General features: G+C 62.4%; 12 protein-coding genes and 1 pseudogene. 6 read left to right on the top strand and 7 right to left on the bottom strand.

The window, feature by feature from the left end; all coding sequences use genetic code 11:
- Positions 1 to 98 precede the first annotated feature (98 nt).
- From R3X27_RS11770 to R3X27_RS11780, 3 genes are all read left to right on the top strand, one after another.
- Entirely contained in the window at positions 99 to 1,628 is a 1,530-nt protein-coding gene (locus R3X27_RS11770; RefSeq protein ID WP_317709057.1) for a sugar ABC transporter ATP-binding protein, read from the top strand.
- 19 nt (positions 1,629 to 1,647) lie between these two features.
- Positions 1,648 to 2,664 carry an ABC transporter permease gene (locus R3X27_RS11775; protein ID WP_317709058.1) on the top strand — a complete coding sequence of 339 codons (1,017 nt, stop codon included), beginning with the start codon at positions 1,648 to 1,650 and terminating at the stop codon, positions 2,662 to 2,664.
- A 94-nt stretch (positions 2,665 to 2,758) separates the two neighbouring features.
- Positions 2,759 to 2,947 carry a DUF3329 domain-containing protein gene (locus tag R3X27_RS11780; protein WP_317709059.1) on the top strand — a complete coding sequence of 63 codons (189 nt, stop codon included), beginning with the start codon at positions 2,759 to 2,761 and terminating at the stop codon, positions 2,945 to 2,947.
- Between the two features lie 28 nt (positions 2,948 to 2,975).
- Here the strand turns inward: R3X27_RS11780 and R3X27_RS11785 are convergent, their stop codons facing one another.
- Together R3X27_RS11785 and R3X27_RS11790 are read right to left on the bottom strand one after the other, a co-directional pair.
- Positions 2,976 to 3,830, bottom strand: coding sequence for a hypothetical protein (locus R3X27_RS11785; RefSeq protein WP_317709127.1), 855 nt, complete (start codon positions 3,828 to 3,830; stop codon positions 2,976 to 2,978).
- Between the two features lie 357 nt (positions 3,831 to 4,187).
- Positions 4,188 to 4,283 (bottom strand): annotated as a pseudogene (locus R3X27_RS11790) (zinc-ribbon domain-containing protein); the annotation flags it as partial.
- Positions 4,284 to 4,465: 182 nt separating this feature from the next.
- Between R3X27_RS11790 and R3X27_RS11795 the strand changes: the two are divergent.
- The 3 genes from R3X27_RS11795 to R3X27_RS11805 are packed head-to-tail and all read left to right on the top strand — an operon-like array spanning position 4,466 to position 6,769.
- Positions 4,466 to 5,143 carry a cell division ATP-binding protein FtsE gene (locus R3X27_RS11795; RefSeq protein WP_317709060.1) on the top strand — a complete coding sequence of 226 codons (678 nt, stop codon included), beginning with the start codon at positions 4,466 to 4,468 and terminating at the stop codon, positions 5,141 to 5,143.
- The gene (locus R3X27_RS11800) at positions 5,140 to 6,042 is read left to right on the top strand and encodes a cell division protein FtsX (RefSeq protein ID WP_317709061.1); all 903 of its coding nucleotides are present in this window, start codon (positions 5,140 to 5,142) and stop codon (positions 6,040 to 6,042) included. Before R3X27_RS11795 ends, R3X27_RS11800 begins: the two co-directional genes overlap by 4 nt.
- A gap of 1 nt (position 6,043) precedes the next feature.
- Positions 6,044 to 6,769 (top strand): lysophospholipid acyltransferase family protein, encoded by a 726-nt coding sequence (locus R3X27_RS11805; protein WP_317709062.1) that lies wholly within the window; start codon positions 6,044 to 6,046, stop codon positions 6,767 to 6,769.
- Positions 6,770 to 6,799: 30 nt separating this feature from the next.
- Here R3X27_RS11805 and R3X27_RS11810 read toward each other — a convergent pair whose 3' ends face one another.
- The 5 genes from R3X27_RS11810 to R3X27_RS11830 all read right to left on the bottom strand — a co-directional run bounded on the left by R3X27_RS11810 (position 6,800) and on the right by R3X27_RS11830 (position 12,651).
- A complete protein-coding gene (locus tag R3X27_RS11810) occupies positions 6,800 to 7,711 on the bottom strand; it encodes an ABC transporter permease (RefSeq protein ID WP_317709063.1) in 912 nt (303 codons plus the stop codon).
- A gap of 11 nt (positions 7,712 to 7,722) precedes the next feature.
- Positions 7,723 to 9,024 carry an ABC transporter permease gene (locus R3X27_RS11815; protein ID WP_317709064.1) on the bottom strand — a complete coding sequence of 434 codons (1,302 nt, stop codon included), beginning with the start codon at positions 9,022 to 9,024 and terminating at the stop codon, positions 7,723 to 7,725.
- An 82-nt stretch (positions 9,025 to 9,106) separates the two neighbouring features.
- The gene (locus tag R3X27_RS11820) at positions 9,107 to 10,180 is read right to left on the bottom strand and encodes an ABC transporter substrate-binding protein (RefSeq protein WP_317709065.1); all 1,074 of its coding nucleotides are present in this window, start codon (positions 10,178 to 10,180) and stop codon (positions 9,107 to 9,109) included.
- A gap of 82 nt (positions 10,181 to 10,262) precedes the next feature.
- Positions 10,263 to 11,381: an ABC transporter ATP-binding protein gene (locus R3X27_RS11825; protein WP_317709066.1), complete on the bottom strand. Its 1,119-nt coding sequence runs from the start codon at positions 11,379 to 11,381 to the stop codon at positions 10,263 to 10,265.
- A gap of 274 nt (positions 11,382 to 11,655) precedes the next feature.
- Complete coding sequence (locus R3X27_RS11830) at positions 11,656 to 12,651, bottom strand: zinc ABC transporter substrate-binding protein (RefSeq protein WP_317709067.1); 996 nt, start codon at positions 12,649 to 12,651, stop codon at positions 11,656 to 11,658.
- Positions 12,652 to 12,694 lie beyond the last annotated feature (43 nt).

Raw genomic sequence — 12,694 nt, forward strand, 5'->3', positions numbered from 1 at the left:
TCTTTCGTCGCGAGGGCGGTCCGCCGCCCTCGCTCCCCAGGGACGGCGCGCCCAGCCCGCCCCGTAACGCCCTTCAGCGCAAGTGAGGGAGGAAAACCATGCTTGACGGAAGCGCGGGTTCAGCGCGCGATAGTTTCACCGGCGAGTTCATTCTCGAAGTCGACAATGTGCGCAAGGAGTTCCCGGGGGTTGTCGCCCTCGACGATGTTGAACTCCGGATCCGCCCTGGCTCTGTACACGCCCTCATGGGGGAAAACGGTGCCGGCAAATCGACCCTGATGAAAATCATCGCGGGGATCTACAGTCCCGATCGCGGCGAAGTACGCTTCGCTGGCGAAAAACTCTCCATCAAGACGCCGATCGACGCTCTCAACTCCGGCATCGCCATGATTCACCAGGAACTCAACCTGATGAACACGATGACCGTGGCCGAGAATGTCTGGATCCGACGCGAACCAAAGAACTCGCTGGGTCTGATCGATCACGGCCAGATGCGCCGCCAGACTCAGGCGCTCTTCGACGAACTTGGTATCTCGCTCGATCCGACAGCAATGGTCGATACCCTGACCGTTGCCCAGAAACAGATGATCGAGATCTCCAAGGCGGTCTCCTACAAGTCCGACGTCCTGATCATGGATGAGCCGACCTCGGCGATCACTGAAAAGGAAGTCGCCCAACTCTTCACCATCATCCGTGACCTGCGGGCCCGGGGTGTCGGCATCGTCTACATCACCCACAAGATGGACGAACTCTTCGAGATCGCCGACGAGTTGACCGTCTTCCGCGACGGGCAATATGTGGGCACCGTGCCCTCTTCGGATATCGACCGGGACGGCGTCATCAAGATGATGGTCGGCCGCGAGATCACCGACATGTTCCCGAAAGTCGAGTGCGAAATCGGCGAGGTTGCCCTTGAGGTCAAGGGGCTGAGCCGCGGCAAGGAATTCCAGGATGTCAGCTTCGAGCTGCGTCGCGGGGAAATCCTCGGCGTTGCGGGTCTCGTCGGGTCCGGTCGCTCCGAAGTGGCCGAGGCGATCTTCGGTGTGAAGCCAGCAACCGCTGGCGAAATCATCATCGACGGCACCCCGGCAGTCATCACGGAGCCTTCGCAGGCAATGGATCATGGCCTAGCCTTCCTCACCGAGGACCGCAAGGAAAGCGGCTGCTTCCTGATCCTCGATTGCCTCGCCAACATCCAGATGGCGCTGATCACTCAGGGCATGACCGACAAGTTCGGTTTTGTCGAGCAGAGCAAGATCAACGAACTGGTCAACGACTATGTCGAGAAACTCCGGATCAAGACCCCGAGCCTTGGCGAGATCGTGGAGAACCTGTCGGGCGGCAACCAGCAGAAGCTGCTGATCGCGCGATGGCTCCTGACCAACCCGAAAATTCTTATCCTCGACGAGCCGACACGCGGCATCGACGTGGGTGCGAAATCCGAAATTCACCGTCTGATCACGGCGCTTGCCGGCCAGGGGGTGGCAATCCTGATGATCTCGTCAGAGATGCCCGAAGTCTTGGGCATGTCAGACCGGATCATGATTATGCGTGAAGGTCGCGTCGGCGGCTTCCTGGATCGGGCCGATGCCGACCAGGTGAGCGTCATGCAACTGGCAGCGAATTAAGAGCGGGAGGAAGCTCGAAATGGCAACTACTGACGTCAACGTGGCAGACGCCACACCCAAAAGCCGAAAACTGCCACCGGAAGTGAACATCTTCTTCGTGCTGATCGGTATCGCCCTTCTCTTCGAGGTACTTGGCTGGGTCTTCCAGGGCCAGTCCTTCCTCGGCAACTTCGCCCGTCTGAAGATCATGATCCTTCAGGTGTCCGTGCTCGGCATTATCTCGGTCGGCGTGACCCAGATCATCATCACCGGCGGCATCGACCTCAGCTCCGGCTCGCTTGTGGCCGCTGTGTCCATGGTCTCGATGTCCTTTGCACAGACCTCCGAATACGGTCTCGACCGGGTGCTCTATCCGGCCTTCGTCGACCTGCCGGTGATCATCCCGATCGTTGTCGGCCTCGTGGTGGGCGCCTGCGCGGGCTTCATAAACGGCTGGCTCATCGCCTACACCAAGATCCCCCCCTTCATCGCCACGCTCGGCATGATGGTGTCCGCGCGCGGCTTCGCGAAATGGTACACCGAAGGCAAGCCGATCTCCTTCCCGACCGACAGCTTCGCCCGCATTGGCGAAGGGATGAACCCGGTCATCATCTTCATCATCGTGGCGATCATCTTCCACATCATGATGAAATACACCCGGTACGGCAAATTCACCTACGCGCTCGGCGCCAATGAAACCGCCGCACGTGTCTCGGGCATCAATGTCGAGCGTCAGAAGGTCAAGATCTACATGATCGCCGGCACGCTCTCCGCCCTCGCGGCAATCGTGGTCTGCTCGCGCGGTCAGACGGCCCAACCGGGCATGGGCCTGATGTACGAACTGGACGCCATCGCCATGGCCGTCATCGGCGGCACCTCCCTCGCCGGCGGCCGCGGTTCGATCATCGGCACCGCAATCGGCATGGTCATCCTGGGCGTGATCCTCTCGGGCTTCACCTTCCTGCGGCTCGACGCCTACTACCAGGAGATGATGAAGGGAGCGATCATCGTCGGCGCCGTGATCATCGACACCTATCGTCAGAAGAAGAAGGTCTGATGCACTAGCATTCCCGACATTCTGCGACGAAAGTGACGGGGCCGGAAACGGCCCCGTTTTCCATAGAAGAGACCGACAGGGAGCCCCGCCGACCATGTTCAATTTCGATGTCCCCTTCTTCAAGCCGCTCTGGATCCGGATCGCGACCGTAGCGTTCGCGATTGGCTGGGGGCTTGTGGAGCTGGCTTGGGGCGAGATTGCCTTCGCGATGATGTTCCTGGCCGCAGGCATCTATGCCGCCTACCGGCTCTTCATCACCTTCGATCCGGGTGAGGATTCCTGACCGTCCGACAATCGGGCGGCGGCACGGGTCACCCGTCGCCGTCCACCTTGTCGACCGTGTTCCGCAGGATCCCGTCCAGCCAGATCCGACCGGAATCGACCTTTCCGACATAGCTCTCCAGCATCGGTGCCGCCTGTGGCAGCGCCCCGGAGAGCCGCTCGGCCTGCGAATAGACCATCGTTGCCACGGCGGCAGCAAGGAAGACCAAACTCATGCCATAACGCTGTCCGCTGCCGCGCGAAGGCTCTGCCTCCCGCTCACTCTTCCGAGCGACGGGCATTTCCACGGGTTGCAGGGTCGAGTTGATTTCCTCGACATCCGGCAGCATGTCGCGCCGCGGCGCCGGGCGTTCGGCGGGATCGGTCGGCTCCGGCGGCATGGTATCAGTCGGCTCGACCCGGACTGGCGCACGGGTCTGCAGCCGCGCCGCGCCTTCGGCATCGCCGGTTTCGGGCGCTGCCATGTCCAGCTCGCCCTGGAATTCGAGCCCACTGGCCTCTGCGCGACGCACTTCCTGCTCACGCGCGGCCTCTTCGCGCAGAACCGAGAGCGCTGCTGTATCGACCGGCACCCGCCGTGGCATGACGTCTCGTGGCGGCTCTTCTTCCAGGCCATCGTCGTCTTCGTCGTCATCGTCACCCGCATGGGCGTCCGCAGACTGGGCCGCGCCCACTTCCGGCTCTGGCTCCACCTCGTCGGGAACGAAATCGACCTGCTCGTAGGAATCCGGCGCATCATCCTCCGGCTCGAACGAATATGGCGACTCGTCCTCCGGTTCGGCCTCGTAGGCCTCTGCTTCGAAACTCGCGTCGAAATCTTCATCCGCCATTTCGGTGGCCGCACTCACGTCCGGCAACGCGGAGGAAACAGCGTCTGGCTCCACCTCAGGTTCCGGCTCGCGCGCTGGTTCTGACGCGGACACAGGCTCTGGTGCAGGCGCAGGTTCGGGCTCAGGTTCCGGAACGGGCGCAGGCTTCGGCACGGGCTCAGGTTCCGGCGCGGGCGCAGGCTCCGGCACGGGCTCAGGTTCCGGCGCGGGCGCAGATTCTTGCAAGGGGTCGGGTTCAGCAACCGCCTCCGACGCGCCTGATGGTTCAGGCTCCACCGCAGGCGGGCTCGACGCAACCGGCGGGCTGGGCGCTGGCGATTTGGGCGCAGCGCGTGTCAGCTCTCGCAGGCCATAGCCCATCTCCGCCGCTAGCCCTGGGTCATCCTTGGGATGGAGCTGAAACCATGTATTGCCGCAATTGGAGCATTGAACATCCCGCCCCGCGTCCGGAATAACCCGGTCGTCGACAGCATATTGCGCTCCGCAATTCGGACAGATGAGTCGCATTTCCCCTCTCGACCGGCGCGCTCGAAGCGCCCCACTGCTCTGTCTTTTCTATGTTTATCTATGTTTATGCATTGTCTCTGTCGCGATGACAAAGAAAATGCAAATCCCTGTCGTTGCGAACCCCGTTGAAACGCATCCGTTGCTCAGGCACAACGGAACCGCATGGCAAGGATACAGATTTCGTGATCGAGCTTCAGGATGTTGCCTACAGTTACGGCAACGGCACTCTTCTGGGAGACGTCTCGCTGCAGCTTGCGCCGGGATCGTTCCATTTTCTCACCGGCCCGTCCGGCGCGGGGAAGTCGACCTTGCTCAAGCTGTGCTACATGGAACTCCTCCCAAGTTCCGGACAGCTCTCCATTTTCGGCCGCGACGTGACCGGGTTGAGCCGGGACGAGGTCGCCCGTGCTCGCCGACGGATCGGTGTCGTGCACCAGGATTGCCAGTTCCTCGACCACCTGCCGCTGACCGATAATCTGGCGCTGCCGCTGGATGTCAGCGGGCGCGATGCAAGCGCCGAGGCGCAAAACCTTGAGGAGTTGATGGTCTGGGTCGGGCTCTCGTCCCGGGCCGACGCGCTGCCGCCACAGCTTTCGGGCGGCGAGCGGCAAAGGGCGGCGCTGGCGCGCGCGGTGATCATGGATCCGGAGATCGTGCTGGCCGACGAGCCGACCGGCAATGTCGACTGGGAGATGTCGTTGCGGCTGCTGCAACTGTTGATCGAACTGAACCGGATGGGCAAGACGATCCTCGTTGCCACCCATGACCTCAACCTGATCCGCGCCGCCAAGGCGCAGGTCTCGGCCCGCGTGCTGCGCATCGCACAGGGCACGCTGACACTCGCGGGAGCGGATCTATGAGCGTCTTCGGCAAGGCAGGCCACCTTCTCGCCGGAACGTCCGGCGCGGATCGCGTCGTCCCGCCCACCGGCTTCACCGCCCGCCTCACCGTCTTCACAGCCGCTGCCATGGCTTTCCTCGCCGTCTTTGCGCTGGCCCTGTCCCTGGCCACAGACCGGCTGGCAATCCGCTGGTCCGAAGCGCTGGCACGCACTGCCACGATCCGCATCTCCGCCCCGCTCGAACAGGCCCCAACCCAGCTCGCCAATGCGCTCGCCGTGCTGGAGACGACCCCGGGCATCGCCTCGGCCCGCGCCCTGTCCGACACTGAGCGCACCGCGCTTCTGGAGCCCTGGTTCGGCCCCGACCTTCCGCTCGACGCGCTGCGCATTCCGGAAATGATCGAAATCGTTGAAACCGCCGAGGGGGTGGATGCAGTCGGGTTGCGTGCGCGGCTGGCCGGCGAGGCGCCCGGGGCGGTCTATGACGACCATACCCGCTGGCGCGCGCCGCTGGTGCGGGCTGCGGAACGGTTGCGACTGCTCGGGATGCTGTCGCTGGCTCTGATCTCGGCGGCCACCGCTGCGATGATCACGCTCGCCGCACAGGCGGCCCTTGCTGCCAATGACCGCGTGATCGCCGCGTTGCGGTTGATCGGGGCGCTCGACACCTTCATCGCGCGTGCCTTCGTGCGCCGCTTCACGCTGCGCGCCATGTCCGGCGCTGCACTCGGCACCGGGCTCGGAATGATCGCCATCGCGCTGATGCCAAACACTGGCGAGGCTGGCAGCTTTCTGACCGGACTCGGCTTCACCGGCGCAAACTGGCTGCTGCCACTGACCATCCCGCTCATCGCAGCCCTTGTCGCCTTTGCAGCGACCCGCTATGCCGCCTTCCGCCAATTGCGAAAGACGACGTGACATGATCCAATTTCTGCGTTCGCTGCTTTTCAATACCCAGATGTACCTGATGATGGCGCTGATGGCGCTGGTCTTCACGCCGATCACGCTTGTCTATCGCCCGATGGCGTTCACCGCCTGCCGCACCTATTGCCGCTGGGTCCGCTGGACAGCCTCCTGGATGATCGGACTGCGTTCGGAACTGCGCGGCAAAGTGCCAACGGGCGAGTGCCTGATCGCCTCCAAGCATCAGAGCTTCTTCGACATCATCATGATCGTCTCCGAAGTGCCGCGGCCGAAATTCATCATGAAGGCACAGATCCGCTTCGTGCCGATTGTTGGCTGGTATGCGAAATGGATCGGCTGTGTCCCGGTTGATCGCGGCAAGCGTGGTCAGGCGATCCTGGAAATGAAACAGCGGGTCGAAGCCGGGCGCGCCACGCCGGGGCAGCTCATCATCTACCCGCAGGGCACCCGCGTCAGCATCGACGCAAAGCTGCCCTACAAGATCGGCACCGGCGTGCTCTACAACCAGCTCGGGCAGGAATGCGTGCCGGCGGCGACCAATGTCGGCGTCTTCTGGCCGCGTTTCGGCGTCTTGCGCAAGCCGGGGGTGGCCGTGGTGGAATTCCTGCCGGCCATCGCGCCGGGGCAGGACCATCGCGCGTTCATGGCGGATCTGGAGACCATCGTCGAGGGCGCCTCACTGCGGCTGATGGCAGAAGCGGGGTATCACCCACCGGACTGAGAGCTGCGCGGCGGGGCACCCGAACAGCACTCAACCCGGCGAGATGCCCCGCAGTCTTTCCGAGCGGCGGCGCAGCAGTTCGACCGTGGTCAGCAGCGCTATGGAGACGATGACAAGGATCGTCGCGACGGAGAGGATCGCCGGCGAGATCTGTTCGCGGATCCCGTTCCACATCTGGCGCGGGATTGTCTGCTGATCATGGGCGGCGACAAACAACACCACGACAACCTCGTCGAAAGAGGTGACGAAGGCGAACAGCGCGCCGGAGATCACGCCGGGCAGGATCAGTGGCATGGTGATCTTGAAAAAGGTCGTGGTCGGATTGGCGCCGAGCGAGGCCGCGGCCTGGGTCAGCGTCTGATCGAACCCAACAAGTGTCGCCGTCACGGTGATGATGACGAAGGGGATGCCGAGCGTGGCATGCGCCATGATGATGCCGATATAGGAGTTCGCCAGCCCGGTGGCGGAGTAGAAGAAAAACAGACCTGTCGCGGTGATGATGATCGGCACGATCATTGGCGAGATCAGCACCGCCATGATCACCCGCCGGAATGGCATTTCCGGCCGCGAGAGTCCGAGGGCCGCCAGAGTGCCGAGGAAGGTCGCGAGCAAGGTCGAGAAGAAACCGATGATAACCGAGTTCTTCGCCGCATTGATCCAGGCCGCATTGGCCCAGGCATCCGCCCACCAGGAGCTGTCGCGCGCCGCATCCGGATCGGTCATCCCGAAGGTCAGCAACAGGTCGTACCAACGGGTCGAATACCCCGTCGGGTCGAGACTGAGCATCTTCTCGGTGAAGGTGAAATAGGGCTCTGCATTGAAGCTGAGCGGGATCACGATCAGGATCGGCGCGATCAGGAACAGAAAGATCAGCGCGCAAAGGATGCGGTAGGTATAGTACCAGATGCGCTCGAGCGGGCTGGCGTAGATCGGCAGGGCCATATGCGCGTTCCTTATCCGAGCTTGAGGTTGTCGATGCCGATCAGGCGATCGTAAAGCCAGTAGAGCAGCAGCACACAGAAGAGCAGCAGCGACGCGAGCGCGGCCGCGAGCGACCAGTTCAGCGAGTTCTGCATGTGGAAAGCGATCAGGTTCGAGATCAGCTGTCCGGTAGAACCGCCGACGAGGGCCGGTGTGATGTAATAGCCAACCGACAGGATGAAGACGAGCAGCCCGCCGGCGCCAATTCCGGGGATCGTTTGCGGCATGTAGATCCGACGGAAGGCGGTCCACGAGGTCGCCCCGAGTGAACGGGCGGCGCGGACATAAGACGGATCAATCGGGCGCATCACCGAGTAGAGCGGCAGCACCATGAAGGGCAGAAGGATATGGGTCATGGCGATGATAGTGCCGGTCTGGTTGTAGATCATCTGCAGGCGCCCCTCGTCGGAAATGATGCCGAGAGAGACCCACAGGTCATTGACCACGCCCTGGCTCTGCAACAGCACGATCCAGGAGGTCGTTCGGACCAGAAGCGAGGTCCAGAAGGGCAAAAGGACAAAGATCATCAGCAGGTTGGAATGCCTCAGCGGCAGGATCGCCAGGAGATGCGCGATCGGAAAGCCCAACAGGAGCGTCAGGAAGGTGATCAGCGCCGACATGATCAGGGTGCGCTTGAAGAGCAGAAGGTAGACGGCGCGTTCCTCGTCGATCTTGACAATATTGCCAGCGTCGTCGCGGGTCCTGTCCAGCGCGGAGAGGTAGAAATCGATGGTGAAGGCTTTCGAGGCGTTTCGCATGGCGCCCCAGAGACGGGGATTTCCCCAGTCTTCATCGACATCCAGCACCGCGTCCTTGTAGGGCGGTTCGAGCTTTGGCGCCTTCCGGGCCGTCTTGGTAAACAGCGAACGGGAGCGGGAGACATCGTAATTGATCCGCGTTCCGATCTGGCCAGCGGCCTTGATCTCTTTCGCGTGGCTCAATCCGGCGACCAGCGCGGCATAGGCGGCTTCGTCGGGTTCCGTGCCGGCCGGCGTGGCGTCGAACCAGTCGCGCAGTTCGACCATCAGCGGTATGGTTTCCCCATTGTCCCGGTTCTGCCAGGAGTAGAAGCCGCTGTTGTTGACCGACATGGTCAGCATCTGCCCGATCGGCGCGAGGAAAGTGATCACCACGAACAGCAATAGTGGCGCGACGAGATAAAAGGCACGACGCGTTCGGTGCGCCTGGGCGGCGGCGAGCGCCGCCTTGAGCGGCTTGCCGTCGGCCGTGGTCAGCGGGCCGGTCTGGTCGGGAGCGGTCGATGCGTCGGACATGGTGTCTTTCCGGCAGAAGGATTGCGTCAGGCAGACGCAAGGGGAGCTGCCCCGGTTGGAAACCGGGACAGCTCGGAGTGATTTACTTAGCAAGCCAGGCGTTGAAACGCTCGGAGAGCTCGGTGTTGTAGTCGACCCAGAACTCGTAATCGGTGGTCAGCGCACCTTCGAGGTTCTCCGGCGAGGTGGGCATGTGCGGGCCCATCTCCGTCTTGCCGTCCTGGTAGAGGCCGACGAAAGGCGCGGAGGATTTCCGGGCCGGACCGTAGGAGATCCACTTGGCCTGCTCGGCGAGCTGCTCGGTTTCCGTCGCGAAGACGAGGAACTCCAGCGCGCGCTCCTTGTTCGGCGCGCCTTTCGGGATCGCGTAACCGTCGTAATCCATGACCTGGCCGTCATAGACCATGACGAAGGGTTGGCCTTCACCGATAGCGGCGTTGAACAGGCGACCATTATAGGCGGTCGTCATGACGACCTCGCCATCGGCCAGAAGCTGCGGCGGCTGGGCGCCGGCTTCCCACCAGACGACATCGTCCTTGATCGTGTCGAGCTTGGCAAAGGCACGGTCGACGCCCTCATCGGTCTCAAGCAGTTCGTAGACATCTGCCGGGGCAACGCCGTCGGCCATGAGCGCCATTTCAAGCGTGGTCTTGGGCGCCTTGCGCATGCCGCGCTTGCCGGGGAACTTCTCCAGGTCGAAGAGATCGGCGATGGTCGAAGGGGCGTCGCCCTCGAACTTGGTGGAGTCGTAACCATAGAGCGTCGAGAAGACGATGGTGGTCACAAGACAATCGGAGATGGCGCCGTCGAGGAAGTCCTCTGCGGCCGGCGTCCCGTCCGCGCCCGGGGGCAGGATCGACGGGTCGATCTCTTCCAGCAGACCTTCGTCGCACAGGCGCACGGCGTCCGGATATTCCACGTCGACCACGTCGATGGTCACGTTACCGGCCTCGACCTGGGCCTTGATCGGGGTCGCCGGGTTGTCGGCATCGACCGAGATAACCTTGACGCCGGTCTTCTCGGTGAAGGGCTTGTGATAGCCTTCGATCTGGGACTTGGCATAGGCGCCGCCCCAGGACATGACGGTGATCTCTTCGGCGCCTGCCGCGAAGGCGAAGCCGGTGAGGGCCGTGGTGAGGATGAGTGTCTTTTTCATGGTTGTCTCCCTGTCGGACACTTTGGTTTTTTTGTTTGGATGTGCCGTGCGGCTGGGTCCGCACGTGCGGGTGTGTAATGGTTCAGATAGCGCTGTCGTCTTCGAGCGCGCGGGCGTCCTGCATGTGCCAGGAGATCGGGATCTTCTCGCCCGGCTCCAGCCGCCGCTGGCCCATCATGTTGCGCGACTTCATGACGAAATCGTCATGGCCGGCAACGCGCAGACGGGTGCGGAACGTGTCGCCCATATAGATGAACTCCAGCACCTCCGCCTCGATCGTATGAGCGCCCTCGTCGAAGAACTCCGGCTTGAACTCGACCCGTTCGGGGCGGATCGAGACAAGCGTGTCCTGACCCGGCTTGGTCACGTTGACCGGCGTGGCGTCGATCAGCTCACCGGTTTTCAGCCGCACCAGCGCCTTGTCGTCATGGATCTCCTCGATCCGGCCTTCCAGCTTGTTGTTCTCGCCGATGAAGCCGGCAACGAAAGCATTCTTGGGGCGTTCGTAGAGCTCGTCCGGCGGGGCCAGTTGCTGGATCCGGCCATCGTCGAACACCGCAACCCGATCCGACATGGTCAGCGCTTCGGACTGGTCATGCGTCACATAGACGACGGTAATGCCGAGGCGGTCATGCAGCGCCTTGATCTCGAATTGCATATGCTCGCGCAGCTGCTTGTCGAGAGCGCCGAGCGGCTCGTCCATCAGCACAAGCTCCGGCTCGAAGACCAGCGCGCGGGCCAGCGCGATCCGCTGCTTCTGGCCGCCCGAGAGCTGGGCGGGGCGACGCGCGCCAAAGCTGCCCATCTGCACCATGTCCAGCGCCCGCTTGACCTTCGCCTCACGCTCCGACTTGCCAAGCCCCCGCACTTCCAGTGGAAAGGCGAGGTTCTCGGCCACGGTCATATGCGGAAAAAGCGCGTAGTTCTGGAAGACCATGCCGATCCCGCGCTTGTGCGGCGGGATATTGTTGATCGGGTGGTGATCCAGGAGAATCTCACCATGGGTGGCGGTCTCGAAACCCGCCAGCATCATCAGGCACGTCGTCTTGCCGGAGCCTGATGGCCCGAGCATGGTCAGGAACTCGCCCTTCGGCATCTTGAGGTTGAGATCTTTCACGACCAGCGTTTCGCCGTCGTAGCTCTTCTGAACGCTGCGGAACTCCACGAAGGAGGCAACGTTTGTCCCTGCTGTCTCGGTCAAGGCAGCTCCTGTTGGTCTGAATGATGCAATCTTTGTTCGCGTCGCACCTGTTCCCCGGACTAAACCAACAGGGATTCCACTTGGCAATGGGTTTGCGGGCGATGCCTGCCCCCCAAATCATCAACTGCCCGTCGTTTAAGCGTTATTTCGCGGGCGGCTGCACAGCAATAATGCGCGTTGTGACAAACCGCGTTCAGACAGCGAACTCACTGCCTGAAACTATATTCCAAAATGGAGGTGAGTTTCGAAACATTTCGCCACTACAATAGGTTACCTAGCGGCACTCCAAAAAAGAATCGGCCAGACCCGAAAGCATCTCGGCGTAAAAGCCGGCGCCGGGCGCAAACTCCGTTCCGAGCGGATCGAGAACCGTCGTCGCCATATCGCCGCCACTGGCCAGGGTGTCGACCATTGCCGGGTCGAATTGCGGCTCGGCCGCGAGGCAGGTGACCCCGGCCTCCTGTACCATGGAACGCAGCTCGGCGATCCGCCCCGCACCGGGATCGGTGGCGTCACCCAGTGAGATAGCCCCCATTGCGGGAAGGTCGAACGCCGTCTCGAAATACTGGTAGGCATCATGAAAGACCACGTAACGCACCCCGTGCAGCGGCTCCAGGCGGGTGGAGATTTCGACTTCCAGCGCGGAAAGCTCATCAAGCGCACCCCTGGCATTCGCGGCATAGGCCACCGCATTCTCGGGATCCTTCCCCGAGAGAGTATTTGCGATCATGGTCAACCAGGCCGCGGCATTGCCCGGGTCCAGCCAGGCATGAGGGTCAATGCCATCATGCGAATGCCCCGCGTGATCGTCGTGATCCTCATTCTCTGCATGGTCGTCGTGGTCAGCATGGTCGTCGTGGTCGGCGTGCGCATCATGGTCGTCGTGCTCGTCCCCCGGCATCTCCACCTCGAAGACAGCACTCTCCCGGAAGGGCAGCGCCCGGGTGTCCGGCGCTTCCAGCAACTCGACGAGTTCGGCATCTCCTGCCAACGTGTCCAATGTACCTGACAGCCAGGGTGTCAATTCGGGACCAACCCAGAAGACCATGTCCGCCCGTGCAAGCGCCCGCGCCTGCGACGGACGAAGAGAGTAGCCGTGCGGCGAAACACCCGGCGGCAGAATCAAGTCCGGTTCTCCCAGCTCCCCCATGACCTGCGCCACGAGCGAATGCACCGGCGCGATGTCCGTCGCCACATGTGGCACCTCCGCCCAGGCAGGCGCCGAGAACGTGATTGCGGCCACGATCCCGCAGGGTATAGCTTTTTTCATCCGGCTGTCCTTCCAATTGAGACGCCGACGCTGTAAGTGCAAT

It is taken from the genome of Tropicimonas sp. TH_r6 (assembly GCF_033101155.1).
Lineage (GTDB): Bacteria > Pseudomonadota > Alphaproteobacteria > Rhodobacterales > Rhodobacteraceae > Tropicimonas.

Coding starts and splice junctions, on each gene's coding strand:
- R3X27_RS11770 (WP_317709057.1), top strand. CDS start 99: ATGCTTGACGGAAGCGCGGGTTCAGCGCGCGATAGTTTCACCGGCGAG.
- R3X27_RS11775 (WP_317709058.1), top strand. CDS start 1,648: ATGGCAACTACTGACGTCAACGTGGCAGACGCCACACCCAAAAGCCGA.
- R3X27_RS11780 (WP_317709059.1), top strand. CDS start 2,759: ATGTTCAATTTCGATGTCCCCTTCTTCAAGCCGCTCTGGATCCGGATC.
- R3X27_RS11800 (WP_317709061.1), top strand. CDS start 5,140: ATGAGCGTCTTCGGCAAGGCAGGCCACCTTCTCGCCGGAACGTCCGGC.
- R3X27_RS11805 (WP_317709062.1), top strand. CDS start 6,044: ATGATCCAATTTCTGCGTTCGCTGCTTTTCAATACCCAGATGTACCTG.
- R3X27_RS11810 (WP_317709063.1), bottom strand. CDS start 7,711: ATGGCCCTGCCGATCTACGCCAGCCCGCTCGAGCGCATCTGGTACTAT.
- R3X27_RS11815 (WP_317709064.1), bottom strand. CDS start 9,024: ATGTCCGACGCATCGACCGCTCCCGACCAGACCGGCCCGCTGACCACG.
- R3X27_RS11820 (WP_317709065.1), bottom strand. CDS start 10,180: ATGAAAAAGACACTCATCCTCACCACGGCCCTCACCGGCTTCGCCTTC.
- R3X27_RS11830 (WP_317709067.1), bottom strand. CDS start 12,651: ATGAAAAAAGCTATACCCTGCGGGATCGTGGCCGCAATCACGTTCTCG.